Source organism: Kitasatospora sp. NPDC004272 (genome assembly GCF_053603035.1).
In genome coordinates, this window is sequence record NZ_JBSGET010000128.1 from 1 (window position 1) to 25,108 (window position 25,108).

General features: G+C 73.5%; 26 protein-coding genes. 10 read left to right on the forward strand and 16 right to left on the reverse strand.

Annotated elements, in window-relative coordinates:
- The 4 genes from ACWEO5_RS30080 to ACWEO5_RS30095 form a co-directional block, all read right to left on the reverse strand.
- Positions 1 to 489 (reverse strand): cobalamin B12-binding domain-containing protein (locus ACWEO5_RS30080; protein WP_452165344.1); only part of this gene is annotated, 489 nt, incomplete at its 3' end.
- Positions 490 to 562: 73 nt separating this feature from the next.
- A complete protein-coding gene (locus ACWEO5_RS30085; protein ID WP_344553857.1) occupies positions 563 to 985 on the reverse strand; it encodes a cupin domain-containing protein in 423 nt (140 codons plus the stop codon).
- A complete protein-coding gene (locus ACWEO5_RS30090) occupies positions 978 to 1,856 on the reverse strand; it encodes a sulfurtransferase (RefSeq protein ID WP_452165345.1) in 879 nt (292 codons plus the stop codon). Before ACWEO5_RS30090 ends, ACWEO5_RS30085 begins: the two co-directional genes overlap by 8 nt.
- Positions 1,857 to 1,930: 74 nt before the next feature.
- A complete protein-coding gene (locus tag ACWEO5_RS30095; RefSeq protein WP_452165346.1) occupies positions 1,931 to 3,439 on the reverse strand; it encodes a vanadium-dependent haloperoxidase in 1,509 nt (502 codons plus the stop codon).
- A 453-nt stretch (positions 3,440 to 3,892) separates the two neighbouring features.
- Between ACWEO5_RS30095 and ACWEO5_RS30100 the strand changes: the two genes are divergently transcribed.
- From ACWEO5_RS30100 to ACWEO5_RS30110, 3 genes are all read left to right on the forward strand, one after another.
- Entirely contained in the window at positions 3,893 to 4,822 is a 930-nt protein-coding gene (locus tag ACWEO5_RS30100) for an AfsR/SARP family transcriptional regulator (RefSeq protein WP_452165347.1), read from the forward strand.
- On the forward strand, positions 4,797 to 5,291 hold the full coding sequence (locus ACWEO5_RS30105; protein WP_344553862.1) for a DoxX family protein: 495 nt from the start codon (positions 4,797 to 4,799) through the stop codon (positions 5,289 to 5,291). The genes ACWEO5_RS30100 and ACWEO5_RS30105 overlap by 26 nt, the downstream gene beginning before the upstream one ends.
- Before the next feature lie 77 nt (positions 5,292 to 5,368).
- Complete coding sequence (locus ACWEO5_RS30110; protein ID WP_452165348.1) at positions 5,369 to 6,349, forward strand: hypothetical protein; 981 nt, start codon at positions 5,369 to 5,371, stop codon at positions 6,347 to 6,349.
- Between the two features lie 27 nt (positions 6,350 to 6,376).
- Here ACWEO5_RS30110 and ACWEO5_RS30115 read toward each other — a convergent pair whose 3' ends face one another.
- Both ACWEO5_RS30115 and mca read right to left on the reverse strand, forming a co-directional pair.
- Positions 6,377 to 6,568, reverse strand: a complete 192-nt coding sequence (locus tag ACWEO5_RS30115) for a hypothetical protein (protein WP_452165349.1) — start codon at positions 6,566 to 6,568, stop codon at positions 6,377 to 6,379.
- Positions 6,569 to 6,654: 86 nt separating this feature from the next.
- A complete protein-coding gene (mca, locus tag ACWEO5_RS30120; RefSeq protein ID WP_452165350.1) occupies positions 6,655 to 7,524 on the reverse strand; it encodes a mycothiol conjugate amidase Mca in 870 nt (289 codons plus the stop codon).
- Between the two features lie 156 nt (positions 7,525 to 7,680).
- On the opposite strand from mca, the gene ACWEO5_RS30125 reads away from it, so the two are divergent.
- Positions 7,681 to 8,118 (forward strand): DUF4307 domain-containing protein, encoded by a 438-nt coding sequence (locus tag ACWEO5_RS30125; RefSeq protein ID WP_452165351.1) that lies wholly within the window; start codon positions 7,681 to 7,683, stop codon positions 8,116 to 8,118.
- A 229-nt stretch (positions 8,119 to 8,347) separates the two neighbouring features.
- Positions 8,348 to 8,845 (forward strand): transcription elongation factor GreA, encoded by a 498-nt coding sequence (gene greA, locus ACWEO5_RS30130; protein ID WP_344553872.1) that lies wholly within the window; start codon positions 8,348 to 8,350, stop codon positions 8,843 to 8,845.
- Between the two features lie 94 nt (positions 8,846 to 8,939).
- On the opposite strand, the gene ACWEO5_RS30135 is transcribed toward greA, so the two are convergent.
- The 3 genes from ACWEO5_RS30135 to ilvA form a co-directional block, all read right to left on the reverse strand.
- On the reverse strand, positions 8,940 to 9,800 hold the full coding sequence (locus ACWEO5_RS30135; RefSeq protein ID WP_344553873.1) for an ABC transporter permease: 861 nt from the start codon (positions 9,798 to 9,800) through the stop codon (positions 8,940 to 8,942).
- 1 nt (position 9,801) lies between these two features.
- Positions 9,802 to 10,815 (reverse strand): ATP-binding cassette domain-containing protein, encoded by a 1,014-nt coding sequence (locus ACWEO5_RS30140; RefSeq protein ID WP_452165352.1) that lies wholly within the window; start codon positions 10,813 to 10,815, stop codon positions 9,802 to 9,804.
- Between the two features lie 191 nt (positions 10,816 to 11,006).
- The gene (gene ilvA / locus ACWEO5_RS30145; protein ID WP_344553876.1) at positions 11,007 to 12,218 is read right to left on the reverse strand and encodes a threonine ammonia-lyase; all 1,212 of its coding nucleotides are present in this window, start codon (positions 12,216 to 12,218) and stop codon (positions 11,007 to 11,009) included.
- A 91-nt stretch (positions 12,219 to 12,309) separates the two neighbouring features.
- Here ilvA and ACWEO5_RS30150 point away from each other — a divergent pair, with 91 nt between their 5' ends.
- Entirely contained in the window at positions 12,310 to 12,759 is a 450-nt protein-coding gene (locus tag ACWEO5_RS30150) for a MarR family winged helix-turn-helix transcriptional regulator (protein ID WP_344553877.1), read from the forward strand.
- A 24-nt stretch (positions 12,760 to 12,783) separates the two neighbouring features.
- On the opposite strand, the gene ACWEO5_RS30155 is transcribed toward ACWEO5_RS30150, so the two are convergent.
- Positions 12,784 to 13,938: a cystathionine gamma-synthase gene (locus ACWEO5_RS30155; protein WP_452165353.1), complete on the reverse strand. Its 1,155-nt coding sequence runs from the start codon at positions 13,936 to 13,938 to the stop codon at positions 12,784 to 12,786.
- A 475-nt stretch (positions 13,939 to 14,413) separates the two neighbouring features.
- Between ACWEO5_RS30155 and ACWEO5_RS30160 the strand changes: the two genes are divergently transcribed.
- Positions 14,414 to 14,782, forward strand: coding sequence for a cupin domain-containing protein (locus ACWEO5_RS30160; protein ID WP_380241694.1), 369 nt, complete (start codon positions 14,414 to 14,416; stop codon positions 14,780 to 14,782).
- A gap of 4 nt (positions 14,783 to 14,786) precedes the next feature.
- On the opposite strand, the gene ACWEO5_RS30165 is transcribed toward ACWEO5_RS30160, so the two are convergent.
- The 5 genes from ACWEO5_RS30165 to ACWEO5_RS30185 form a co-directional block, all read right to left on the reverse strand.
- Positions 14,787 to 15,281: a DUF1203 domain-containing protein gene (locus ACWEO5_RS30165; RefSeq protein WP_452165354.1), complete on the reverse strand. Its 495-nt coding sequence runs from the start codon at positions 15,279 to 15,281 to the stop codon at positions 14,787 to 14,789.
- 141 nt (positions 15,282 to 15,422) lie between these two features.
- Positions 15,423 to 16,457, reverse strand: coding sequence for a hypothetical protein (locus ACWEO5_RS30170; RefSeq protein ID WP_452165355.1), 1,035 nt, complete (start codon positions 16,455 to 16,457; stop codon positions 15,423 to 15,425).
- A 455-nt stretch (positions 16,458 to 16,912) separates the two neighbouring features.
- A complete protein-coding gene (locus ACWEO5_RS30175) occupies positions 16,913 to 18,202 on the reverse strand; it encodes a L,D-transpeptidase (protein WP_452165356.1) in 1,290 nt (429 codons plus the stop codon).
- Positions 18,203 to 18,340: 138 nt separating this feature from the next.
- The gene (locus ACWEO5_RS30180) at positions 18,341 to 18,667 is read right to left on the reverse strand and encodes a hypothetical protein (RefSeq protein ID WP_033218097.1); all 327 of its coding nucleotides are present in this window, start codon (positions 18,665 to 18,667) and stop codon (positions 18,341 to 18,343) included.
- A 469-nt stretch (positions 18,668 to 19,136) separates the two neighbouring features.
- Positions 19,137 to 20,537 (reverse strand): cystathionine beta-synthase, encoded by a 1,401-nt coding sequence (locus tag ACWEO5_RS30185; RefSeq protein WP_452165357.1) that lies wholly within the window; start codon positions 20,535 to 20,537, stop codon positions 19,137 to 19,139.
- Between the two features lie 338 nt (positions 20,538 to 20,875).
- Here ACWEO5_RS30185 and ACWEO5_RS30190 point away from each other — a divergent pair, with 338 nt between their 5' ends.
- From ACWEO5_RS30190 to ACWEO5_RS30200, 3 genes are all read left to right on the forward strand, one after another.
- Positions 20,876 to 21,994, forward strand: a complete 1,119-nt coding sequence (locus ACWEO5_RS30190) for an SGNH/GDSL hydrolase family protein (protein ID WP_452165358.1) — start codon at positions 20,876 to 20,878, stop codon at positions 21,992 to 21,994.
- 56 nt (positions 21,995 to 22,050) lie between these two features.
- Positions 22,051 to 23,271 (forward strand): acetyl-CoA C-acetyltransferase, encoded by a 1,221-nt coding sequence (locus ACWEO5_RS30195; protein ID WP_452165359.1) that lies wholly within the window; start codon positions 22,051 to 22,053, stop codon positions 23,269 to 23,271.
- A 278-nt stretch (positions 23,272 to 23,549) separates the two neighbouring features.
- Positions 23,550 to 24,479, forward strand: coding sequence for a hypothetical protein (locus ACWEO5_RS30200; protein ID WP_452165360.1), 930 nt, complete (start codon positions 23,550 to 23,552; stop codon positions 24,477 to 24,479).
- Between the two features lie 140 nt (positions 24,480 to 24,619).
- Here the strand turns inward: ACWEO5_RS30200 and ACWEO5_RS30205 are convergent, their stop codons facing one another.
- Positions 24,620 to 24,961, reverse strand: a complete 342-nt coding sequence (locus ACWEO5_RS30205) for a hypothetical protein (RefSeq protein WP_452165361.1) — start codon at positions 24,959 to 24,961, stop codon at positions 24,620 to 24,622.
- Positions 24,962 to 25,108: the final 147 nt, after the last annotated feature.

A 25,108-nucleotide genomic window follows, 5' to 3' on the forward strand; every position in this document is an offset into this window, starting at 1 on the left:
CCGCGCGTCGGCGGCCCCGGCGAGTGCGGCGAGCCGGCCCAGCAGCGGTTCCGGACCGGCCCCGTCGGGGTGGACCTCGTCGAAGCCCGCCGCCAGCAGTGCGGTCCGGCGCTCGGCCTCGCCCTCGCCGGCGGTGATGCCGAGGCGGCCGCCGATCACCTTCGGGATGCCCCGGGTGAGGGGGTTGGCGTCGAGCGCGTGGGCCGCGCGCAGGCCGTCCAGGTGGCCGTGCCCGTTGACCGAGCTGAACACGATCAGGTCGGGGCGGGTCAGTTCGACGGTGTCCACCAGCAGGCGTTCGGGCACGCACGGGCCCAGGTTGAGGACCGAGTGGCCGGCCTCCTCCAGGAACAGTTGCAGGTGGACGAGGTTCCAGGTGTGGGCGTCGGAGGCCCCGGTGGTGAGCAGTACCCGCAGGCCGGGCCCCGGTGCGTCCGGTCGTCCGGTCGAGCGCTTCGCCTTCCTGGTGGCGAGGTCTGGGTGTGCCATTGCGTCTCCTCGGTGCGGCTGTGGGCGGCGGCGTCGCCGGGTGGGTGCGGGCGGGGCCCCGGGCGGCCGGGGGTCAGTCCGTCGGCTGTCGGCCGGTCCGGTCGGCCGGTTCGCCGGGGCCGGGGACCCGGGCCGCGGCCGGCCTGGCCCGGACCGCCAGGACGGTGCAGCCCAGGGCGCTGGACATCTGGTGCCGGGTGCCCGGCTCCTCCACCACCAGGTCGCCCCGGCGGAAGCTGCGTCCGTCGCTGTGGTCGAGGACCCCGTCCAGGACCAGCATCAGTTCGTGGCCGAGGTGTTCGTGGAAGTCCCCGTGCGCCCCGGCGGGGAAGCGCAGCAGCAGCGCGGTGGAGTCCTCGCCGGTCCCGCTGTCGGGGGCCCACAGGACGACGTGCTCGACGCCCACCCGGCCGGGCTCCACCCACGGGACCCACGCGAGGTCGTCCTGCAGGAATCCGCTGCGCAGCACGTCGCGCATGACCGTGACCTCAGGCATCGACCGTCTCCTTGCGCTCGTTCGTACCGCGGACCTCGCCCCAGGGCAGCGGGCCGCGCACCACGGGGGCGCCGACCATGGCGCCGAACTCCTGCCAGGAGCCGTCGTAGTTGCGGACGTTCGGCAGGCCGAGCAGTTCGTGCAGGACGAACCAGACGAGCGAGGAGCGCCAGCCGATCCGGCAGTACACGACGGTGGGGACGGTGGTGTCGAGTTCGGCGTAGACGGCCCGGAGCTCCTCCGGGGTGCGGAAGCAGCCGTCCGGACGCACGTGCAGGTCCCAGGGGAAGTGCTGGGCGGACTGGACGTGGCCGGGGCGCACGTGCAGGTCCTCCGGGACGTCCGGCGGGGTGGTGCGGTCGCCGAGGTACTCGGGCAGCGAGCGCACGTCCAGCAGGTTGATCCGGCCGATGCCGTCCAGGACGTCGGTGCGGGTGGCCCGCAGGGACAGGTCGGCGGTCGGCACCGGGTAGGCGGTCGGCGGCCGTTCGGGCCGGCGGAAGGTCAGTTCGCCGCCCTGCGCCTCCCAGCGGGCGCGCCCGCCGTCGAGCAGCCGCAGGTCCCGGTGGCCGTACACGCGCAGCAGCCAGAAGGCCGCGGTGGCCCACCAGTTGCTGTTGCCGCTGTAGAGCACGATGGTGTCGTCCGGGCCGATGCCCAGGCTTCCCAGGGTCGCCGCGATCTGCGCGGCGTCGGGGACGTCGCGGCGGACCGGGTGCTGGAGGTCGGTGCGCCAGTTCAGGCTCACCGCCCCGGGTATCCAGCCGGTCGGGCCGGGCCCGCCGTCGGTGATCTCCACCAGTACGACGTGCTCGTCCGAGCGGTGCCGCGCCACCCAGTCGGCCGTCACCACAGGACTGTGTCGGGTCATCGCAACCTCCGGTTGTCACGGGGTGCGACGGCCGCACCCGCGGTGCGGCCGTCGCCGGTTCGGTGCGGTCGGAATCAGCCCTGACCGTGGAAGTAACAGGTCGCCCGGCGGTGGACCACACCGCCGATCTGGGTGCCCATGGTGATTCCGGGCTCGTTGTCGAAACGCCAGTGCATGCCGCCGTAGACGCGGGAGATGCCGGCCTGGGCCGCCGCCGCGGTGAAGGTCGGCCAGGTCAGCCGGGTGTCCACGGCCGGGGTGAGGCCGGGCTCGATGGTGGAGGTGCCCGCCTTGAAGAGGTAGGAGTCACCGAAGGAGTCGGAGCCGGTGAACCTGCGCAGGAACTCGGCCGCGGCACCGGAGAAGGTGCTGTGCCCGGAGACGGTGGCCGGGAAGGCCGGCACCGGCACGTAGGCCCGCCAGGACGCGCCGTCCATCGTGACGGTGCCCCGGCCGGGGCCGCCCCAGGAGCGGATCTGCTGACCCCGGGTCAGGTAGGGGATGAGCGAGCTGGGGCGGGCGAAGTCGTAGCGGGTCTTCACCGCCCAGGAGCCGATCGCGGCGTCGCACTCGGCCATGTTGAGGCCGAAGAAGAGCTTCGCGTCCTCGTCCACGCCGTAGCCGTCGCGGGCGGAGACGAAGCGGCCCCACGCCTGCTGCGCGCCGGGCGGGGTCACGTCGGCGTCGAGCCAGAACTCGGCGATCGCCTTCTGCTCGTCGGACAGCCCGGCGCTGATGGTGATCAGTTCCTGGACGGCCGCGTTCAGGGTCGCGCTGCCCAACGCGGGCGGGGCCGGCACGGTGAACTGGTCGGGGCTCGTCAGGGCGAACGGCGTCATCCGGGCGAACTGCGGGGTGAGGAAGTGCTGGGTGGCGCCGCCGACGACCAGCGGCATCCAGTTGGCCGGGGAGGCCAGCAGCGCGGGGTCGAAGCCCGCGATCGACTGCGGCTGGTTCTTCGGCTGGTAGCCGGTGGTGTCCGCGTAGGCGTTGAGCTGGTTGGCGCCGTCCTGGTGCCGGAAGGCGAGCACGGCCCGGGCGGTGCGCAGGCCGATCGCGGCCGGGCTGGTCGGCGAGCCGCCGGTGCGGGCGGGGTCGTAGCCGAGCGAGCGCAGCATCGAGTCGGCGGCGGGCGCCTGCTCCGGGTAGAGGTCGGTCAGCGCGGCGTGCGCGGCGTAGCTGATCGCCTCGTTCTTGTTGGCCAGGGTGCGTTCGGCCCTCGGGCGGCGCAGCGCGCCGCCGAAGCGGGTGCCGTTCGCGTGGCTGTCGTAGCAGGCCCAGGCGTCGTAGATGCAGTTGTGCACCACGGCCAGGGAGCGGGCGTTGACGGTGGCCGGGCCGAAGACCGCGCCGGTCAGCCGGTACTTGTCGAGGATCGCGTCCATGGTGGCCTGGTTCCACCGGACGACCACGCTCGGCAGCCCGCCGGTGCCGTCGGCGCGGCGGCCGGTGCGGGTCTCGGCGGCCCAGGCGGCCGGGCCGGTCGCGGCGGCCAGGCCGGCCGCACCCAGCGCGCCGGCGGCGGCGGCGAGCATCGAACGGCGGGACACCGTGCGCCGACCGGGGGTGTACGGCTCTTGCATCTGGCATTGCTCCTTGTCCGATGGGGACGTGCCCGGCGGCGCCTGTGCGGCGCCCGTGCTGCCGGGTCCGTCCGTGGTGTCTGGCGTGGTCCGGTGGTGCCTGCTTCCCTGCGGGGCGCTGGGGGTCCGGGGCGCCGACGGGGCGCTCGGTCTCGGCGGCGACCGCCCGACTGCCGGAAGCGGGGCCACGCTAGAGCGGCGGACGTGTCCCGAACGTTGCAAAGATGTTTCTCACCATTGCGAAATGACCGCGTACCGACATTTATATGTTCGAAACTGTCTGGTTATCTGGCGATTTTCTGCCGACTTCGGTCCGTCTCCGCCCGGCCCGACCCATCGGAGGTCGCTATGGCCCCATGCGAGGAACCGATCGGCCGCCCTCCGGCCGATTCGCCCCCCTTAGCCTTCTTGGCGCTGGAGCAGCCGACCGGGGGAGAGACCGTGACAGGGGCAGTGGCACACGAAGCGGAGAGACCGGAGCCGTCCGGCGGCCCGGTCGCCCGGTGCGAACTGGCGACGCACCCGAGCGCCCAACAGGTCCGGCTCGGCCTGCTGGGCGGGTTCACCCTCTCCTTCCGGGGCGAGGAGCTGAAACCCTCCCTGGGCGCCCGTCGACTGCTGGCGCTGCTCGCGGTCGAGCCCCGCGGCCTGACCAGGGCACGGGCCGCCGAGGTCCTCTGGCCCGACCTCGAACGCAACCGCGCGGCGGCCGCGCTGCGCACCGCGCTGCACCGCATGCCGGCCTGCCCGGTCCCCCTGGTCAAGGAGTGCGGCGCCGGCCTGCTGACGCTGTCCCCCGACGTCGCCGTGGACCTGGCCGCCGCCAACCGCGCGGCCGCCCGCATCCTCGGCCCGGCCGTCGAGATGGACGACCGCGAACTCGGCCGGGCCCTGGACCTCGACTTCGGCTACGACCTGCTCCCCGACTGGGCGGAGGAATGGCTGACGCACGGTCAGATCCGCTGGCACCAGCGCCGGTTGCACGCCCTGGAGACCCTGTCGCGGCGCCTGGCCGAAGCGGGTTTCGCGGGCGCCGCCGTGGACGTCGCCCTGGTCGCGATCGGTTCCGACCGGCTGCGGGAGAGCGCCCACGAAGCCCTGGTGGCCGCCTACCGGGCCGCGGGCAACGAGATCACCGCGGACGCCTACCGCCGCCAGTACGAGCGGCAGCTCCGCGAGGAACTGGCCCGGGAGTCGGTCCCCCGCGGTCGGCCCCCCGTTCCCGCACCACCCGCCGCACCGGCGGCCCGGCCCGCCGCCGGCCCGCGGCCCCCCGCGGGCGTCATCCCGATCAGCGCCGCGCAGACCGCGAACGGCCGTCGGCGCCCCGTCACCCCGTCACTGGCAGGAGGCCACCGTGACCACGGCTCCGCACTTTCCTGACACCGGGCAGGGTCCCGCCCCCCTCGTCACCGGCGCCCCCGTCCTGGAGCGCTACGAATCCCTGCGCCCGGCCCTGCACCGGCTCGGCCTGACCCTGCTGCGCTGCGCGCTGGGCCTGGTCTACCTCTGGTTCGGCGTCCTCAAGCTGATCGACCGCAGCCCCGCCGCCGACCTGGTGACCAGCACCATCCCGTTCCACACCGGCGGCTGGGTGGTCCCGGTGCTCGGTGGCGTCGAGGTGGTCCTCGGCCTGTGGATAGCCGCCGGGATCGGCATGCGCTGGGCGCTGCCGGTCCTCTTCGGACACCTGCTCGCCACCTTCGGCGTGCTGGTGGTCGTTCCCGACCGGGCCTTCCAGGACGGCAACCCCGCCCTGCTGACCATGGAGGGCGAATTCGTGATCAAGAACCTGGTCCTGCTGGCGGCCGTCCTGGTCGTCACCACCCGCACCGCCCGCCCGCACCGCTGAGCCGCCGCCCGACCACTCCCCTCCCGGCCCGCGACCAGCGAGCCGTCCGTTACAGACGACCCGAGGTAGTCGCGTCCATGGACAAGAAGGAACTCCGCACCACCCTGCGCTGGCTGGCGCCCGTCCTGCCGGCCGCCGCCATGCTGGCCCTGGCCGTCGGGCTCAACCAGCGCGCGATCCTCTTCCCGGAGGCGATCGCGCTCGCCTTCGGCGTCTGGGTGATGCACCGCCCCGCCTGGATCGCCTCGCCGACCCGGATGGTCGCGGGACCGGTGCTCTGCGCCGTGGACGGCATCCTGGTCGCCCAGCTCTTCCACGCCCTGCACTGGAGCAAGTGGGGCGCCGCGGCCGTCGCCCTGCTGATCGCGCTGGCCGTCCTGCAACTGCTCGCCGCGCCGATCGGCCCCGCCGTGTCCGCCGCCGTGCTCCCGGTGGTCTTCTCCCTGCGCACCTGGGACTACCCGCTGGCCGTGCTCTGCATCTGCGCGGCGGTCGCCGCGGTGATGTTCGCGATCGAGCGGGGCCTGCCCCGGCCCCCCGCGCCGATGGTGGCCGCCGGGGCCTGGCGGGTCGACCGGCTCGTCGTCCTCGGCGCGGTCTCGGGCGGCTGGCTGCTGGTCAGCGGCGTCCTGCTGGACCTGCCGCCGGTCGCGGTCGCCCCGCCGCTGATGGTCTCCGCCCTGGAGTGGGCGATGCTGCCCGCCCGCACCCTCCAGCTGGCCCTCAAGCGCGGCGTGCTGCTGTGCGGCGGCTGCGCCGTCGGCTCGCTGGCGCTGTGGACGGTCCCGCAGGAGTGGGTCGGCGGCGCCCTCGCCGTCGCGGTGGTCTGCCTGGCGGCCCGCTACCTCGGCGAACCGCACGCCCCCGCCATGGCGATGGCCCTGGTCCCCTACGTGGCGCACGAGGAGAACCCGGCCGTGGCCGGTTTCGGCGCGGCCGCCGGGACGGTCGTCACCTACGCCGCGATCTCCGCCGTCCTCGCCCTGACCGCCCGCCCCCGCCCCGGCGCTCCCGCCCCGGACGCGCCGGTGCCGACCGCGCCCGCCGCCGCCCGGTGACCGGCGGGCCGGCGGGGAGGTACCGGGTCAGTCGTCCTTGGGGTCCGGCTGCTCGGTGAAGTCGATCTTCTTGAAGCGGGCGTTCATCGACTTCAGGAGGAACCAGGTGGCGACGCCGAGCGCCGCGAAGACGACGAAGCCGAGCAGGCCGGGGGTGACCTTGGTCTCGTCGAGGGCCAGGGCGGTGGCGAGCTGGACGGGGTTCACGGGGGTGCTCATTCCTCCATGGTGACCCGGCCTTAAGGCGGCCGGGTCACCGGGGGGTGGTACGGGGCGGGGCGAAGCGGGACGAAGCGGCCGCGGGGCTACTTGCGCAGGCCCGCGAAGAGGTCGTTCTCGGGCAGGTCGGTGTCGACCAGCGACTTGGCGAGCTCGTAGTCCTCGGTGGGCCAGACCTCGCGCTGGACGTCGAGCGGGACGCGGAACCAGGGCCCGTCCGGGTCGATCTGGGTGGCGTGCGCGATCAGCGCCTTGTCGCGGGTCCCGAAGAAGTCGGCGCACTCGACCCGGGTGGTGATCTCCCGCTCGGCGCGGCCGGACTTCTCCCAGCCCTCGATCCACTCGCCGTACGGGGAGTCGTGCCCGTTCGCGCTGAGGTAGGCGTGCAGGGCGCGGATCCGGCCCATCGGGAAGCCGTGGTTGTAGTACAGCTTGGACGGCTGCCAGGGCTCGCCGGCCTCGGGGTACGCCTCGGGGTCGCCGGCCGCCTCGAAGGCCACCATCGTGATCTTGTGGGTCATGATGTGGTCGGGGTGCGGGTACCCGCCGTTCTCGTCGTACGTGGTGATCACGTGCGGGCGGAACTCGCGGATCAGCTTGACCAGGGCGCCCGCCGCGACCTCGACCTCCTCCAGGGCGAAGCAGCCCTCGGGCAGCGGGGGCAGCGGGTCCCCCTCCGGGAGGCCGGAGTCGACGTAGCCGAGCCACGCCTGCTGGACGCCGAGGATCTCCCGGGCGGCGTCCATCTCCTTGCGGCGGACCTCGTGGATGTTCTCCTCGACCCAGGCGTCGCCCTGGAGCTTGGGGTTGAGGATCGACCCCCGCTCCCCGCCGGTGCACGTGGCGACCAGGACCTCCACCCCCTGGTCGACGTACATCGCCATGGTGGCGGCGCCCTTGCTGGACTCGTCGTCCGGGTGCGCGTGCACCGCCATCAAACGCAACTGCTCGCTCAACGCCTGGTCCCCTTCAGGTACAGGTATGTCCGGTTCGTCGGGCCGGCTCCCCCGCCGCCTGTGGCGCGGACGTGCCCCTCCTATAGTGACGGACTGGAGGGCCCGTCCATTCCCACCGAAGGACGAACGCCCCTCCGCGAAAGGACCGAGCCCGCCATGGACCACAGCCCTACGCCCGAGACGCGGGTCGCGCCCCCGGCCGCGCCGCCGGCCGGCCGCTACAACCGCGCCGACGACCGGACGGCCGACCGCGGGCTGCGGGTGGCCGCGGTGGTGTGCGGGGTGCTGTTCCTCGGGCTGATCGCCTGGCTGGGCGGCTCGTACCTGCTGCGCGAGACCGAGCTGAACGGTACGGTGCCCACCTTCCAGGCGGTGTCGGACTCCGAGCTGCAGCTGCAGCTGTCGGTGCGCAAGAGCGACGGCACCTCCGGGGTGTGCACGGTCCGCTCGCAGGGGACGGACGGCTCGGTGGTCGGCCAGTCGGACTTCCGGGTCCCGGCGGCGGGCGGCAGCTACGACGAGGTGGTCACGCTGCGGACCACGGCCCGCGGCACCACCGCGGAGCTGCTCGGCTGCACCCCCGACAAGAAGTAACCCGTCACCGCTCCCGCTCGCTCACCCTTTCGGAGGGTGCTGACGCGCGGGAGGGCCCCGGCCCGCCCACGACCCTCCCGTCCGGGCCCGGAACTTGTTAGGCTCGTGATTTCGCCCCTTCCGCGCCGGCCGGCTCGGGAGCGGGCGTTGCTTTGCATCTGCCCAGAAAACATACCCACCGCCGCCGGACCGCCCCCGGGGCGGCACCAGCACCGACGAGGAGCACCCTGTGACCCAGACCAACGATGACGTGACCTGGCTCACTCAGGACCACTACAACAAGCTCAAGGCCGAGTTCGACCACCTGACCGGGCCCTGGCGCGTCGAGATCGCGAAGAAGATCGAGGCGGCGCGCGAGGAGGGTGACCTCAAGGAGAACGCGGGTTACCACGCGGCCAAGGACGAGCAGGGCAAGACCGAGGCGCGGATCCGCCAGCTGTCCCAGCTGCTGGAGCGGGCGAAGGTCGGCGAGGCCCCCGCGGACTCGGGCGTAGTGGCCCCGGGCATGCTGGTGAAGGTCGCCTTCGACGGCGACGAGGACGACACCATCGAGTTCCTGCTGGCCTCCCGCGAGGTCACCGACGGCGACATCGACGTGTACTCCCCGCAGTCGCCGCTGGGCCGGGCCATCACCGGCAAGTCGGTGGGCCAGGACGCCCAGTACGAGCAGCCGAACGGCAAGAAGGCGCGCGTGAAGATCGTCGACGCCAAGCCGTTCTCCGGCTGACCGCTGCGCGACGCACGACGACGGCCGCTCCCCCGGGTGGGGGGAGCGGCCGTCGCGCGCGCGGGGCGGGCCTCAGCCCGTCACGGGGCGGGCCTCAGCCGGCCGCGCGGCGGTACTTGCGCACCGCCAGCCAGGAGAAGAGCGCCATGATGACGATCGACCAGACCACCGAGACCAGCGCGGCGTGCTGCATCGGCCAGGAGTCCGGCACCGGGCCGAGCTGGTTGCCGAACAGGCTGCGGCAGGCCTGCACGGTGGCGGAGAACGGGTTCCAGTAGGCGATCGGCTGCAGCCAGCCGGGCATCGAGCTGACCGGCACGAAGGCGTTGGAGACGAAGGTCAGCGGGAACAGCCAGATCAGGCCGGCCGAGGTGGCCGCCTCGGGACTGCGCACCGACAGGCCGATCAGCGCGCCGATCCAGGAGAAGGCGTAGCCGAGCAGCAGCAGCAGGCCGAACGCGGCGAGCATGTCGAGCACGCCGTTGTGGATCCGCCAGCCGACCGCCAGCGCGACCAGCGCCAGCACCACCAGGATGAACGCGGTCTGCACCAGGTCGGCCAGGGTGCGGCCGGTGAGCACGGCGGCCCGGGACATCGGCAGCGAGCGGAACCGGTCGACCAGGCCCTTGGTCATGTCCTCCGCGATGCCGGCCGAGGCGCCGGCCACCGCGAAGGTGACGGTCTGGGCGAAGATGCCGGCCATCAGGTACTCGATGTACGTCTGGTGGCTGGGCTGGGCGCCGGGGATCGCGATCGCGCCGCCCATGACGTACGAGAACAGCAGCACGAACATGACCGGCTGCATGAGGCCGAACACGACGATCTCAGGAATTCGGGTCATCCGGCGCAGGTTGCGCTTGGCGACCACCCAGGAGTCGTGGGCGGTGGCGGCGACGCCGCGCCGCGGGGTGACGGGGGCGCCGCCGATCGCGCCCCGGGTGTCGGAGAGGGTCATCTCAGGCGTCCTTCCCCTTGCCGCGGCGGCCCCGGCCGGCGGTCGCGCCGCCGTCCTCGTCCTCGTCCGCGCCGCCCTCGGTGACGTGGCCGGTGAGCGAGAGGAAGACGTCGTCCAGGGTCGGGCGGCGCAGGCCGATGTCGTCGATCTCGATGGAGCGGGCGTCCAGTTCGCGGATGGCGTCGGCGAGCACCCGGGCGCCGCCGCTGACCGGGACGGTGATCCGGCGGGTGTTCTTCTCCACCGTCGGGTCGCCCTTGGCGTACGGGGTGAGCGCGGCGACCGCCTCCGGGACCAGGTCGGCGGCGCGGACCACCACCTCGATGCGCTCGCCGCCGATCTGGCGCTTGAGCTCGTCGGCGGTGCCGCGGGCGATCACCTTGCCGTGGTCGACCACCGCGATGTCGTGGGCGAGGCGGTCGGCCTCCTCCAGGTACTGGGTGGTGAGCAGCAGGGTGGTGCCCTGCTCGACCAGGGTCTCGATGACCTCCCACAGGGCGAGCCGGTTGCGCGGGTCGAGGCCGGTGGTGGGTTCGTCGAGGAACATCACCGGGGGCCGGACGACCAGCGCGGCGGCCAGGTCGAGGCGGCGGCGCATGCCGCCGGAGTAGGTCTTGGCGGTGCGGTCCATCGCCTCGGAGAGGTTGAACCACTCCAGCAGCTCCAGCGCCCGCCTCTTCGCGTCGCGGGCGCTCATCTGGTAGAGCTCGCCGACCATCTGGAGGTTCTCGCGGCCGGTGAGGTACTCGTCGACGGCGGCGTACTGACCGGACAGGCCGATCAGGCTGCGCACCTTGTTGGGATGCTTGAGGACGTCGACCCCGGCCACGGTGGCCCGTCCGGAGTCCGGTTGGAGCAGGGTGGTCAGGACGCGGACGGTGGTGGTCTTGCCCGCGCCGTTGGGGCCGAGCAGCCCGAGCACGGTGCCCTCGGGCACGTCCAGGCTCACGCCGTCCAGGGCGCGGACGTCACCGAAGGTCTTGACCAGGTTCTCGGCTTCGATGGCTGCCGCCATGGGCCTGCCTCATCTCCTGATGCGAGTCGGTTCTGTGGGGGAATCATCCGATTTGTTACCCGAGCCCGCCTGCGGCGAAGCTCGCGATACATCGCAAGATGCTGTCACTCGCGATATATCGCGTCAAGCCTCGCAGGTGAGCCCGGTCACAGCCTGGCAGCCACCACTGACAACCCGCGGCCCCGGCGGCCTCAGCGGCTGACCACGTACCCGGCCTCGCGCAGCTCCCCGATCACCACCGCGCAGTGCTCCGGGCCCTTGGTCTCCAGGTGCAGGTCCACCTCGACCTCGGTCAGGCCCAACTGCGGGTCGATCCGCACGTGCGCGACGTCCAGCACGTTGGCGTCCGCCCGGCCCAGCACGCCCAGCAGCTCGCCGAGCGAGCCCGGCCGGTCGAACAGCCGCACCCGCAGCGACAGGTAGCGGCCGGCCGCGGCCAGGCCGTGCCGCAGCACCCGCTGCATCAGCTGCGGGTCGATGTTGCCGCCGGAGAGCACCGCCACCACCGGCCCCTCGAACCGGCCCGGCTCCGAGAGCAGCGCGGCGATCGGCGCCGCACCGGCGGGCTCGACCACCAGCTTCAGCCGCTCCAGGCCGACCAGCAGCGAGCGGGAGAGCGCGTCCTCGGTGACCGTCACCACCCCGTCCGCGAGGGAGTTCACCACCTCGAACGGGATGTCGCCGGGGCGGCCGACCATGATGCCGTCCGCCATGGTGGCGTACCGCTCCAGCGAGACCGGCCGGCCCGCCGCCAGCGACAGCGGGTACGCGGCCGCCGCCGCGGCCTGCACCCCGACCACCCGGACGTCCGGGCGCAGCGCCTTGACCGCGATCGCCACGCCCGCCAGCAGCCCGCCGCCGCCGGTGCCGACCAGCACGGTGCGCACCTCGGGGCACTGCTCCAGCACCTCCAGGCCGACGGTGGCCTGACCGGTGATCACGTCCCAGTGGTCGAAGGGGTGGATGAACACCGCGCCGGTCGCCTCGGCGTACTCGCGGGCCGCCTGCAGCGCCTGGTCGACGTTGGCGCCGTGCAGCCGGACCTCGGCGCCGTACTCGCGGGTGGCGGCGACCTTCGGCAGCGGCGCGGCGAGCGGCATGAAGACGGTGGAGCGCACCCCCAGCAGCGCGGCGGCCAGCGCCACGCCCTGGGCGTGGTTGCCGGCGCTGGCGGCGACCACCCCGGCGGCCCGCTCGACCGGGGACAGCCCGGCGATCCGCACGTACGCGCCGCGCAGCTTGAACGAGCCGGTGCGCTGCAGGTTCTCGCACTTGAGGTGGACGGGGGTGCCGGCCACCCCGGAGAGGTGGCGGCTGGTCTGCATGGGGGTGACCCGGGCCACCCCGGCCAGCATCTTCTGCGCGCCCCGGACGTCGTCCACCGTGATCGGCCACCTGTGCATGGGGGTCAGCGTAGGACGCGCACTGTTCCGGTGTTCGCCCGGCGCGCGTACGCTGCTGGTCACGAGTCGCCCACACCACCCGTGAGCCGCGATGAGCCTGCCTGTGCCCGACCCCTCCCCCGATCCCGACCGCCCCGATCCGGACGGTCAACTCCCCTACCAGGTCGCGGTGTTCGCGCGGCGGATCAGTGTCGCCGGCGAGCTGGACCGGGCCGCGTTCCTGCTGCTGGAGCAGCTCGCCGCGACCGGGCCCGCCAATGTGAAGACGCTGGCGGCGGGGCTCGGGGTGGACTCCTCGACGGTGACCCGGCAGGCCGCGCCGCTGCTGCGGGAGCGGCTGGTGGCGCGGCTGCCGTACCCGGCGGACCGGCGGGCGGTGCGGCTGGCGCTGACGCCGCTGGGGGCCGGGCGGCTGGCCGAGGTGCGGGAGCGGCGGCGGGAGTTGATCGCCGAGCTGACCGCGGGCTGGACGCCCGGGGAGCGGGCGGTGTTCTGCGCGCTGCTGGCCCGGTTCAACGACGGCCTGCTGGACCGCCGTTGAACCGTCGCCCGGCCTGAGCGCCGGTCAGCCGAGCGCCTGCTCCAGGTCGGCCAGCAGGTCGGCGGCGGACTCGATGCCGACCGAGATCCGCACCAGGTCGGCGGGCACCTCCAGCGGGGAGCCGGCCGCGGAGGCGTGGGTCATCCGCCCGGGGTGCTCGATCAGCGACTCGACGCCGCCCAGCGACTCGCCCAGGGTGAAGAGCTGCGCCCGGTTGCAGACCTCGACGGCGGCCTGCTCGCCGCCCGCGACCCGGAACGACACCATGCCGCCGAACGCCTTCATCTGCTTGGCGGCGACGTCGTGCCCGGCGTGGGTGGGCAGTCCGGGGTAGAGCACCCGGGTCACCTTCGGGTGGCCGGCCAGCAGTTCGGCGACCTGCTCGGCGTTGGCCGAGTGCCGGTCCATCCGGACGCCGAGCGTCTTGATGCCGCGCAGCACCAGCCAGGCGTCGAACGGCCCGGCCACCGCGCCCATCGCGTTCTGGTGGTAGGCGACCTCCTCGGCCAGGCCGGCGTCGGCCACCACCAGGGCGCCGCCGACCACGTCGGAGTGCCCGCCCATGTACTTGGTGGTGGAGTGCACCACGACGTCCGCGCCGAACGCGATCGGCTGCTGCAGGTAGGGGCTGGCGAAGGTGTTGTCGACCACCAGCTTCGCCCCGGCGGCGTGCGCGATCTCGGCGACCGCGGCCAGGTCGGTGATGCCGAGCAGCGGGTTGGACGGGGTCTCCACCCACACCGCGCGGGTGGTCGGCCGGATCGCCTCGCGCACCTTCTCGGGGTGGTGGGTGTCGGCGACGGAGAACTCGACGCCCCAGCGGGTCAGCACCTTGGCGAACAGCCGGAAGGTGCCGCCGTACGCGTCGTTCGGGATGACGATGTGGTCGCCGGGCTTGAGCAGGGTGCGCAGCAGGGTGTCCTCGGCGGCCAGCCCGGAGGCGAAGGCGAGGCCGCGCGCGCCGCCCTCGATCGCGGCCAGGCACTCCTCCAGCGCGGTGCGGGTCGGGTTCGCGGAGCGGCTGTACTCGTAGCCCTCGCGCAGTCCGCCGACGCCGTCCTGCTTGTAGGTGGACACCTGGTAGATCGGCGTCACGACTGCCCCGGTCCGGGGGTCCGCTTCCTGGCCCGCGTGGATGGCGAGGGTCTCGAAGCCGTGGGAAAGCTGGTGCTCGGTCATGCCACCGAGCCTAGTGCGACCGGGTGTTCGCGGGGGTGTGCCGCGACGGGGTGTCAGGTTGCCGCAACGTCACCGCAAGGCCCCCGCAAGGCCCCCGCGAAGCCCTCGCGGAGTCACGGGTCGTACCGCTACGATCGCCCGGCCGTACACGTGATCGAAGCCGCTGGGGGCGTGGGATGTCGACCGAGCGCACCGGGCCGGACGCCCCGGTCCGGGCCCTGCCCGCCGTCGCGCTGCTGGCCCGGCCCGACGCCCCCGCCCCGCACCTTCGTCGGGCACCGCGCGGGCGCCGTGCTGGAGCTGCTGGAGCTCCGGGAGGCCGAGGAGCGGGCCCGGACGCAGGGGCCCCGGCCGCCGGGTGACCGTCCCGCGTCGCGCCCGCCCGGCCCGGTGCCGAGGATGGAGGGGTCAGCCGCGCCCCGTCGCCGAGCCCGGTGGCGGGGCGCGGGTCGTTCTCGGCCGGAGGTGAACGGTGATGGCCGGGTTGGTGCGGATGAGTCTGGACGAACCGGAGGAGGTCCGCCCGTTCGAGGGCGGCAAGGGGCAGCTGGCGCTGGTGAACCTGGCGGCCGGCGGCGTCGGCCGGGCGGTGTTCGAGCCGGGCTGGCGCTGGTCGGAGCACGTGAAGCCGATCGCCGGCACGGACAGCTGCCGGTCCTCGCACGCCGGGTACGTGATCTCCGGCCGGTTGCGGGTGGAGATGGACGACGGCGAGGCCGCGGAGTTCGGCGCGGGCGACTTCATGCTCTGCCCGCCCGGCCACGACGCCTGGGTGCTCGGTGACGTGCCCTGCGTGATGCTCGACTGGCAGGGCTACGCCGACTACGCGAAGCCGACCGGCTGAGCGCTCACCCCCGCCGGACCTCGTGCATGAAGCAGCCGAACTCGACCGCCCGCACGTGCAGCACGGCGGTGGCCGGGTCGGCCAGCAACTCGGCCGCGATCCGCGGGAGTTCGGCCGGTGCGCCGACCCGGCCGCCGAGGATCAGGCCGTCCGCCGAGTAGGCCCGCAGCACCCGCGGGCCGCCGTGGAAGCCCTCCGGCCAGCCGCCGGGGTGGCCCGCGCACGGCTCGGCGTGCACGAACACCGGTCCGGTCTCCAGGTAGGGGCCGGGGTCGCAGCCGGTCTCGGCGGCCCAGCGCAGCAGCGGCGCGTACGACAGCAGGACGACCCGGTCGCCGGGCCTGGCCCTGGTCAGGCAGCAGCGCAGCGGGTGGCCGCCGGGCCCGGCGTCGGTGGCCGCGCGGGCCCGTCCGGCGTCGTCGGTGCGGCGCAGTTCGGCGAGCACCGGGGCGGGCACGGCCCGGACGTCCAGGGCGGTGGTGGTGTCGGTGGTGTGCATGCCTCCAGCCTGTGCTCCGGCGGCGGCCCGGTCCGGCGGCTTCCGGACGTCGCGCTGCGCGGCGGCCGGGACGCGGCCCGGCCCGCCGCGGCGTGCTGCCGCGACGGGCCGTGCGCTGCCCGCTTCGCTCCTGACGGTGCGTCAGGTCAGCTCGGGGGCCATCTCCTTGATGTCGTCGAACCCGAAGCCGGCGCGGTTCAGCGCCTCGGCGGTGTCCCGGTCGATGCCGAGCGCCTCCAGCTGGGCGTACTCGGACGCGCTGAGCGGGGCGCCGGAGGGGAAGTCGTAGTCGGTGTCGATGTCGGTGCCGAAGTCGTCCTCCCCGTAGGATCCGCCGTCCTCCATCGAGGTCAGCAGCTCCTTGAACTTGCCGACGTCGAACGCGGTGGCGCCGGACGGGGCCTCGATCGGGGTGTCCGCGGCGGAGATGCCGAGCCGCAGCGGCAGGTGCGTCGACCAGTCGGTCTTGTCCCCGAACTGGGCGAGGTCGAGGGTGATCGCCGAGGCCCGGCCGTTCACGATCCGCACGTCGGCGGCGAGCCTGCGGTCCGGCACCCCGCTGAAGCCGTCGAACTTCTTCTCGGACGGGAACGCGGGGGCGCCGGGGATCTCCTTGGCGGCGTCGGCGAGCGACCCGTAGACGCTGTCGAGCAGGCCGCGCGCGGGCGCGGACACCCGGATCACGTCGGCGTCGCCGGACTTGCCGAGGTCCGTCACCGAGACGTTGTCGGAGAGCGCGCTCTTCATCGAGTCGCAGAAGTGCTTGAGCACGGACGGGTCGACGCCGGGCGCGGCGCCCGGGTCGGCGCCGCCGTCGTGCTCCGCCCCGGCGCCCGGCATGCCCTCGGCGATCTGCTTGAACGCGTCGGCGTCCGCCGAGACCCACTTGCCGTCGATCAGGTCCTTGAGCGGGGCGGCCTCGGGCGGCAGTTCGTCGAGGTTCCGGTCGAGCTCGGAGGCGTCCTCGCCGGCGAGTTCGGCGATGGCGCGGACGTCCGCCTTGACGTACGCCGTGTCGTCGACGAGCCGGAGGTCGAGGTAGGTCTTGCCGTCCTTCTTGCCGTTCAGCGCGTAGGCGATCGAGAGGCCCTCGGTGTCGGCGCCGGTGGTGGCGGCGGCACCGGAGCAGCCGCCCTTGAAGAGCTCGGTCTCCTTGAGCGGCTTGTCGTAGCTCACCGAGACGGAGAGCTTCAGGTCGGCGAGCAGGTCGGCTTCCTGCCGCTCGATCGGCGAGTCGGTCGCCTCGCCGAACGCGACCAGCTGGTCGGCGGCGGCGTCGAAGGAGAGGTCGAAGGAGAGCGTCCGGGCGTCGCCGAGCTTCTCGAACGAACTGCTCAGCTTCTCACCGGTGTTGATCTGCTTGACGGTGCTGCAGGCGACAAGGCCGCCACCGAGGAGGGCGGCTCCGGTGGTGACGGCTATGCCGGCGCGGACGGTGCGGCGGCGGGTGTCGGTGTTGATGGCTTGCTCCTGCTACTGGAGACGGTTCGGGCCCGGTCGGCCCTGCCGCGGAGGCAAGCTCAGCACGATGACGCGTCCCCCCGCACGCGAATATTTTTACCATTCGTATAGGACGTTCTCATGAACTGCCCAGCTCCGTGTGCCAACCGTGACCCGGCCGGCCGGAATCCTCAGACCGCGCTGCCCGCGACCCAGTCCGCCCAGGTCATGTTCCAGCCGTTCAGGCCGTTGGCGGGGCTCACCGTGCGGTCGCCGGAGTTGACCACCTCGACCACGTCGCCGACCATCGAGCTCGCGTAGAACTTCGCCGCGTCGGTGCTCGGGTCGTTGCCGCCCTGGACGTCCTGCAGCGCGATGCAGCCGTGGCTGGTGTTGTCGTTGCCGAACTGCGAGGCGGGCGACCAGTAGTTGCCGTGGATGAAGGTGCCCGAGGTGGTGAGCCGCTGGGCGTGCGGCACGTCCGGGATGTCGTACTCGCTGCCCAGGCCCACCGTGCTGGAGTTCATCCGGGTCTGCTGGTACTTCTCCGAGATCACCAACTTGCCGCCCCAGGTGCGGTGTTCGGGGGCGCCGCCGATCACCGGGTAGGTGGCGGTGACCTGGCCGTCGGTGCGGACGGTGAGGGTGTCGGCCGTCAGGTCGGCGGTGGAGACCTGGCTGCGGCCGACGGTGAAGGTGATGTCCTTGGACTGCGTCCCGTACACGCCCTTGGCCCCGGCCACGTCCTTGAGCCGCAGCTTCAGGGTGACCCTGGTGCCCTTCGCCCAGTAGTCCTGCGGGCGGAAGTCGAGCCGGGTGGAGTCGAACCAGTGGCCGACGATCTCCACCGGCGGGTCGGCGACCACGGTGATCGCCTGCTGGACGGCCTTCCGGTCGGTGATCGCCTTGTTGAAGTTGATCGACACCGGCATGCCGACGCCGACGGTGGTGCCGTCCTCGGGGGTGAAGTAGCCGACGAAGGTGTTGGCCGGGGAGGCGGTGGAGAAGCTCGCGTTGGCGTCGGCCGGGCGCTGGTCGCCGTCCACGGCGGAGGCCGCGACGGTGTACCGGCTGCCGCTGGAGAGCTTGGCGGTGGAGGTCCAGCTCGCCTTGTCCGCCGCGAGCCGCCCCGCTATCGCCTTCCCGGTGCCGTCCGTCACGGTCACCGAGGTCAGGGTGCCGTTCAGCACGGTGACGGTGACCGGCTCGGTGAACGGCGCGGCGGTGGTGCCGTCGGCGGGCTTGACGGTGATCTGCGCGACGGACGCCTTGGGACTGGTGGACGCGCTGCTCGACGCCCCGCCCTCCGCCGGGGCCGAGCCGGCGGCACCGGAGGCCCCGGAGCCGCCGGACTTGTCCCCGCCGCCCGAACAGGCCGCGACCAGCAGCACGGGAGCGCCCAGCAGTCCGGAGAGCACCCCGCGCCGGCTCCAGTTGCCGCCGCGCGGCCGGTCCTGCTTGTCCGCTGCGGTCACGTCCACGCTCCTCGGTCCCAAGATCACTCATTTATGTGCAGATCGTACGAGAGTACCCAAGCAGGCCGCAGAACGGACAAAAGCCCGGTCCGGGGTTACCGGACCGGGCTCTCGCACGGGGTGGAACGGGGCGGGACGGGGCGCCTACTGGACCTCGTACTCGTCCCAGCTCTCGTCGTCGGGGTCGTAGTCGGTGCTGGCGGACTCCCAGGTCGCGGAGGCGAGCTCGACGCCGGGGATGTCGCCGAGCAGGGCGACCGGGTCCACGAAGTGGGCGAGCGAACCGGTCGGGTCCACCTCGATCGCCTCAACGGCCTGGGCCCGCTCGTCGTCCTCCAGGTACTCGTCGTCGGCGACCTGGGTGAGCGCGGCGGCCTTGAGGGCGCCCTCGTCGGTGATCTCGGCGATCAGCTCGATGGTGAGGCGAACGTAGCGCGGTGCGTCCTGCTCGGGCAGGTCGGTGCTGGTCATACCGGCGAGCCTAGGGCCTCGCCCACCCTTCCGGCGTATCACCCCCACCGGAACGCGCCGCCCGCGACGTCCGGGCACGAGGGAGGGCCGGCCCGGGCGAACCCGGACCGGCCCTGCCTCCTCCGCTCGGACTCCCCCACCCGGGAGCTCGCGGAGCCGCGCCTCGCGGCGCGATCTCTGCCGCGGGAGCCGCCGCACCCTGCAGGACAGGGGCGGGACGACGGCGCCTCCCACGGGCGGACACGGTGGGCCGGGTCAGGACCGGCCGGTTGTGTCCTCGGTGACCCCGGAGGCCGGGGAGCCGCTCCCTTCCTCCTTCGTCACCGCTTGCGGCTTCTTGCCGTGCTTCAAAGATGCCCTGGCCGTGTTAACCGGGTGATGCGCGGTTGTGACGTCCGGGTACCAACCGTTCCGGGCCCCGCGCCTTCACCCGGACGGCGGACGTCCGCCCCCCCCCCCCGACGCGGGGTCAGTGCCCGGCCCGGGCGGTCAGGAAGGCCAGCAGGTCCTGCCGGGTCACGATGCCCTGCGGCTTGCCCTCGACCAGCACCACCACCGCGTCGGCCTTCTCCAGCACCGCCATCAGGTTGGTCACCGACTCGCCGGAGCCGACCACCGGCAGCGGCTTCGACATCACCCCGTCGAGGGTGTCGGTCAGCTGGATCCGCCCGCTGAACAGGCCCTCCAGCAGCTCGCGCTCGACCACCGAGCCGACCACCTCGCCGGCCATGACGTCCGGGTGCCCGGCGCCCGCGGAGACCACCGGCATCTGCGAGACGCCGAAGTCCCGCAGCACCCGGACCGCCTCGGCGACCGTCTCGCCCGGGTGCATGTGCACGAACTGCGGGATGCCCTCGTGCTCGATCGCGTCCTTGCGGGCCAGCACCTCGCCGATGTGCGCCTCGTCGGTGGCCGTCGGCAGGAAGCCGTAGTCGGCCATCCAGTCGTCGTTGAAGATCTTCGACAGGTAGCCGCGGCCGCCGTCCGGCAGCAGCACCACCACCACGTCGTCCGGCCCCAGCTCGCGGGCCACCTCCAGCGCCGCCACCACGGCCATCCCGCAGGAGCCGCCCACCAGCAGGCCCTCCTCCTTGGCGAGGCGGCGGGTCATCTGGAACGAGTCCTTGTCGGAGACCGCGACGATCCGGTCCGCGACGCCGCGGTCGTACGCGGTCGGCCAGAAGTCCTCGCCGACGCCCTCCACCAGGTACGGCCGCCCGGTCCCGCCCGAGTACACCGAGCCCTCCGGGTCCGCCCCGATCACCTGCACCTTCCCGCCGGAGACCTCCTTCAGGTAGTTGCCGGTGCCGGAGATCGTCCCGCCGGTGCCGACGCCCGCCACGAAGTGGGTGATCCGCCCCTCGGTCTGCTCCCACAGCTCCGGGCCGGTGGAGTGGTAGTGCGAGGCCGGGTTCTCCGGGTTGGAGTACTGGTCCGGCTTCCACGCGTTCGGGGTCTCCCGGACCAGCCGGTCCGAGACGTTGTAGTACGAGTCCGGGTGCTCGGGCGCGACCGCGGTCGGACAGACCACGACCTCCGCGCCGTACGCCCGCAGGGTGTTGATCTTGTCGGTGGACACCTTGTCCGGGCAGACGAAGATGCACCGGTAGCCCTTCTGCTGGGCCACGATCGCCAGCCCCACCCCGGTGTTCCCGCTGGTGGGCTCGACGATGGTGCCGCCGGGCTTGAGCGCGCCGGAAGCCTCCGCCGCCTCGATCATCCGCATCGCGATCCGGTCCTTCACCGAACCGCCCGGATTGAAGTACTCGACCTTCGCCAGCACGGTGGCGCTGATCCCCTCGGCGACCTTGTTGAGCCTCACCAACGGGGTGTCGCCGACCAGCTCGATGATCGAATTGTGGTACCGCACGGGGGTCCTCCCGGTCGATGGCATCACTGTTCTTCCGAAACCCCCAGCCTAGGGCCCACCCCGCGCCCCCCGACCCCCATCACACCCACGCGCCCCCACCCCGCCCGCCACCCCCGTGCGGCACCCGAGCGCTCCCACCCCGGCGGGCCGGTACGGCCGCAGGTCGGCCACCCCACCCACTCCCCCTCCCCAGCCCGCCGCAGGCGCCTACCCCCCTCCGCCCCCACCCGCCACCCCCGTGCGGCGCCCGGGTGGTTCTGCCCCGGTGGGCCGGTACGCCGAGGTGGCCGGGGGGTACCAGTGGGGTACCGGTGTGCGGAGTGGAGAGGGGGTTGCCGATGTCCGGCTCGCAGGCGTCGAGGGCCCGGGTGGCGCGGCGGATCGCCACCGCGGCGGCGTACGGGGGTGGTGGGCTGGGGTTGCTGGGGGTGGGTCTGGCCGGGGTGCTGTTGACCGAGAGCCGGCTGGCGGTCCGGGCGATCGGCATCCTGGACGGCGATCCGCCGCGCGCGGACGGCGTGTACGGCGAGGGTTTCGCCGATCCGTCCGACGCGCGGGAGCCGCTGGTGCTGGCGTTCCTGGGCGATTCGACCGCGGCGGGGCTGGGCGTGCAGCGGGCGCAGGAGACGCCGGGCGCGCTGCTGGCCTCGGGGCTGGCTTCGGTCGCGGAGCGCCGGGTGCGGTTGGCGAACGTGGCGAAGTCGGGGGCGCGCTCGTCCGATCTGGCCCGGCAGTTGGAGTTGGCGCTGCCGCACCGGCCGGACGTCGCGGTGGTGATGATCGGTGCGAACGACGTGACCCGGCACGCCCCGGCGGCCCGCAGCGTGCGCGAACTGGGCGAGGCGGTGGGCGCGTTGGTCTCGGCGGGTTGTCACGTGGTGGTAGGCACCTGCCCGGACCTGGGCACCATCAAGCCGGTCCGGCCGCCGTTGCGCTGGGTGGCGCGGCGGCTGAGCCGGCAGCTCGCGGCGGCGCAGACCATCGCGGTGGTGGAGGCGGGCGGGCGGACGGTCTCGCTGGGTTCGCTGCTGGGCCCGGAGTTCGCGTCCCGGCCGGAGCTGTTCGCCGCGGACCGCTACCACCCGTCCGCGCAGGGCTACGCGACGGCGTCGATGGCGCTGCTGCCCTCGTTGTGCGCGGAGCTGGGGCTGTGGCCGCAGGAGTCGGCGGCGGGCGGCGTGGTGGAGCCGCAGGCGGTGCTGCCGGTGGCGGTGGCGGCCGCGGCGGCGGCGGGGCGTTCGGGCACCGAGGTGACGGCGGCCGGTCCGGCGAACGGCACCTGGCGGTGGGCGACGCTCAAGCAGCGCTTCCGGCTGGCCCTGCCGCGCGGGGAGGACGCGGAGCCGGCCGGGGAGGGCGCGGCGCCGGCCGTCCTGGAGGGCGGGGACGGGCGGCGGGCGATCACGTCGGCGAACTCACATCCGGAGGCGGATGACGCCGGAGCTACCAAACGGTAACTTTCCCGGGAGATCCACCGGATCGCGTCCCGAGGTCACTCAGCGAGGAGTCCGCCATGCCCGAAGCCGTCATCGTCAGCGCCGCCCGTTCGCCGATCGGCCGGGCGTTCAAGGGCTCGCTGAAGGACGTCCGCCCGGACGACCTGACCGCGCAGGTGATCGGTGCGGCGCTGGCGAAGGTCCCGCAGCTGGACCCGCGGCAGATCGACGACCTGATGCTGGGCTGCGGCCTGCCGGGCGGCGAGCAGGGCCACAACCTGGCCCGGATCGTGGCCGTCCAGATGGGCATGGACTACCTGCCGGGCGCGACGATCACCCGCTACTGCTCCTCGTCGCTGCAGACGACCCGGATGGCGCTGCACGCGATCAAGGCCGGCGAGGGCGACGTCTTCATCTCGGCGGGCGTCGAGACCGTCTCCCGCTCGGTCAACGGCACCTCGGACGGCATGCCGGGCACCACCAACCCGCTGTTCGACGAGGCGCAGGCGCGCACCAAGCACCGGGCGGAGACCGGCGGCGGGGAGTGGCACGACCCGCGCGAGGACGGCCTGCTGCCGGACGCGTACATCGCGATGGGGCAGACCGCGGAGAACCTGGCCGCGCTGAAGGGGATCACCCGGGCCGAGCAGGACGAGTTCGGCGTGCGTTCGCAGAACCTGGCGGAGGCGGCGATCGCGGCGGGCTTCTGGCAGCGCGAGATCACCCCGGTGACGCTGCCGGACGGCACGGTGGTGAGCGCGGACGACGGCCCGCGCGCGGGCGTGACGCTGGAGGGCGTCTCCGGGCTGCGGCCGGTGTTCCGCCCGGACGGTACCGTTACGGCCGGTAACTGCTGCCCGCTGAACGACGGCGCGGCCGCGCTGGTGGTCATGTCGGACACCAGGGCGCGCGAGCTGGGCATCACGCCGCTGGCCCGGGTGGTGTCCACCGGCGTCTCCGCGCTGTCCCCGGAGATCATGGGGTACGGCCCGGTGGAGGCGTCGAAGCAGGCGCTGCGGCGGGCGGGCCTGTCGATCGGGGACATCGACCTGGTGGAGATCAACGAGGCGTTCGCGGCCCAGGTCATCCCGTCCTACCGGGACTTGGGCGTGGACCTGGACCGGCTGAACGTGAACGGCGGCGCGATCGCGGTCGGCCACCCGTTCGGCATGACCGGCGCCCGGATCACCACCACCCTGATCAACTCCCTCCAGTGGCACGACAAGCAGTTCGGCCTGGAGACCATGTGCGTGGGCGGCGGGCAGGGCATGGCGATGGTGATCGAGCGCCTGAGCTGACCACTGTGACGGGCGTCTCACCCATCCGGAGTGACGCTGCGTAATTGAGGGCCGGATCACACCTCGGGTGCGATCCGGCCCGTTTTTCATCGCTCCGCGACCGAATGTTCGACGCACCGGATTGGATCAACTCCGCAGCGTAGAAAGGTATTACCTAACAATTTGAGGACAAGTAGGAAAGTCACAGACAAATCCGACATGAGCCACTGCAGTAACGGCCGCCGATACGGCAGTGTGGAGGCGTAACCCCGTTCCGCTCCTCGTTGGGAGTACGTTCCGTGAGCGCCGTCTTCCTCTCCCTGCTGCTGGTACTGATCGCCCTGACCTCCGCCGTCCTGCTCCACCTCCGTACGCTGGCAAGGAAGTTGGACGCCAGGCCGACGACCCCGCAGGTGGACGAGGCGCTGATACGCCGCGCCGTCACCGAGGCGCTGGCCGCCGACCGGGAGCGGGAGATCACCGAGGCCCGGGCGTTCTGGGCCGAGCAGGAGGCGCGCGCCGCCGAGGACGCCCCGCTGTTCGACACCCCGTTCACCACCATCGGCGAGGACTGGCCGATCTTCTTCCCGCGCCCGACCGGCCCGCAGGACGCCGCCGACAACAACGGCGTGATGGACCCGGAGTTCGGCGAGGCGCTGCGCCACGCGCTGGAGGACCTGATCAAGGACGCCCCGGCGGACGGCACCCCGGCCGGGGGCGCCCGGGCCGCGCACCCCGCGCAGGGGCACCCCGCGCAGGGCGGCGGCCTGCCCGCCCCCGGCGACAACGGCGACGTGCGGGCCCGCCGGGAGGCCGACCTGCTGGCCACCGGTCTGGAGGCCGGGCTGCTGGACGCCGAGGCCGAGCCCGCGACCGCGCCCGACCCGCGCCGGCACCCCTCGCACCCCGACTTCGTGCCCAGCCCGACCCCGTCCCGCGAGTGGACCGACGACCGGCTGGCCGCGCTCGCCGAGGAGCGGATCGGACTGACCGACGTCCGCCCCGGCCCGCTGGGCACCCTGGACGTGTACGCCTTCGCCGACGGCACCACGCTGTGCGTCGCCCCCGGCGACCGGGAGGCCGCGTACCGGCTGATCGACGCCGTCCGGGCCGGCGAGGACGTCCGGCTGCTCGGCGGGTCCCGGTTCTCCGGCTCGTACTCGCTGACCTTCTCCACCGACGACGAGACGGTCTACGTGCTCGCCGACCGGGTGGTCGCCTCGATCTGACCGCCCGCCCGACCGCGCCCGCGCCGACGGGGCGCCGAGACCACCCGGCAAGGGGTTGCCCGGACCGGCTCGGCGCCCCGTCGGCGCGTCCGGCTCCGGTGCGCGCGCCCGGCGGGCCGGCCGGTCAGGCGGTCAGCCGGTCAGGCGGTCAGCCGGTCGGTGCGCTCGACGTCGTCCAGCGCGGCGGCCAGCGCCTCCGGGTGCCCGTCCGCCGCGGCCAGCGCCAGGTCGTGCCCGGTGACGGCCAGTTGGTCCCCCACCGCGAACGCCCCGCAGTCCGGCACCTCCAGCGCGGGCAGCCCCTCCAGCGCCCGGCCCGAGTCGGCCAGCCGGCGGGCCAGTTCGAGCACGGCGGCGGCCCGGGACGGATGCCCGGGGACGGCGGCCAGCAGGCGGCTCTGCGGCATCGCCCGGAAGCGGTCGGCGAGCCGGTCGACGGCTTCGGTCAGCCGCGCTGCGGCGGCGGGGAGCTGCTCGGACATGCCCCGAGCCTAGGGCCTCGCCGCGCCGGTGCCGGTGCCGGTTGCCGCACGAGAAGCGGGGGGGGCCCCGGGGACAGGGGGGAAGGGGGCGCCCCCCCCCCCGGGGGAGGGGGGCGGCGGGGGGGGGGGAGGGGGGCCGCGCACGCT

What these genes read in the sequence shown, in the direction of transcription:
- ACWEO5_RS30085 (WP_344553857.1), bottom strand. Translation starts at nt 985, where the DNA reads ATGCCTGAGGTCACGGTCATGCGCGACGTGCTGCGCAGCGGATTCCTG.
- ACWEO5_RS30090 (WP_452165345.1), bottom strand. Translation starts at nt 1,856, where the DNA reads ATGACCCGACACAGTCCTGTGGTGACGGCCGACTGGGTGGCGCGGCAC.
- ACWEO5_RS30095 (WP_452165346.1), bottom strand. Translation starts at nt 3,439, where the DNA reads ATGCAAGAGCCGTACACCCCCGGTCGGCGCACGGTGTCCCGCCGTTCG.
- ACWEO5_RS30110 (WP_452165348.1), top strand. Translation starts at nt 5,369, where the DNA reads ATGGACAAGAAGGAACTCCGCACCACCCTGCGCTGGCTGGCGCCCGTC.
- ACWEO5_RS30115 (WP_452165349.1), bottom strand. Translation starts at nt 6,568, where the DNA reads ATGAGCACCCCCGTGAACCCCGTCCAGCTCGCCACCGCCCTGGCCCTC.
- ACWEO5_RS30125 (WP_452165351.1), top strand. Translation starts at nt 7,681, where the DNA reads ATGGACCACAGCCCTACGCCCGAGACGCGGGTCGCGCCCCCGGCCGCG.
- ACWEO5_RS30135 (WP_344553873.1), bottom strand. Translation starts at nt 9,800, where the DNA reads ATGACCCTCTCCGACACCCGGGGCGCGATCGGCGGCGCCCCCGTCACC.
- ACWEO5_RS30140 (WP_452165352.1), bottom strand. Translation starts at nt 10,815, where the DNA reads ATGGCGGCAGCCATCGAAGCCGAGAACCTGGTCAAGACCTTCGGTGAC.
- ilvA (WP_344553876.1), bottom strand. Translation starts at nt 12,218, where the DNA reads ATGCACAGGTGGCCGATCACGGTGGACGACGTCCGGGGCGCGCAGAAG.
- ACWEO5_RS30150 (WP_344553877.1), top strand. Translation starts at nt 12,310, where the DNA reads ATGAGCCTGCCTGTGCCCGACCCCTCCCCCGATCCCGACCGCCCCGAT.
- ACWEO5_RS30155 (WP_452165353.1), bottom strand. Translation starts at nt 13,938, where the DNA reads ATGACCGAGCACCAGCTTTCCCACGGCTTCGAGACCCTCGCCATCCAC.
- ACWEO5_RS30160 (WP_380241694.1), top strand. Translation starts at nt 14,414, where the DNA reads ATGGCCGGGTTGGTGCGGATGAGTCTGGACGAACCGGAGGAGGTCCGC.
- ACWEO5_RS30165 (WP_452165354.1), bottom strand. Translation starts at nt 15,281, where the DNA reads ATGCACACCACCGACACCACCACCGCCCTGGACGTCCGGGCCGTGCCC.
- ACWEO5_RS30180 (WP_033218097.1), bottom strand. Translation starts at nt 18,667, where the DNA reads ATGACCAGCACCGACCTGCCCGAGCAGGACGCACCGCGCTACGTTCGC.
- ACWEO5_RS30190 (WP_452165358.1), top strand. Translation starts at nt 20,876, where the DNA reads ATGTCCGGCTCGCAGGCGTCGAGGGCCCGGGTGGCGCGGCGGATCGCC.
- ACWEO5_RS30195 (WP_452165359.1), top strand. Translation starts at nt 22,051, where the DNA reads ATGCCCGAAGCCGTCATCGTCAGCGCCGCCCGTTCGCCGATCGGCCGG.
- ACWEO5_RS30205 (WP_452165361.1), bottom strand. Translation starts at nt 24,961, where the DNA reads ATGTCCGAGCAGCTCCCCGCCGCCGCAGCGCGGCTGACCGAAGCCGTC.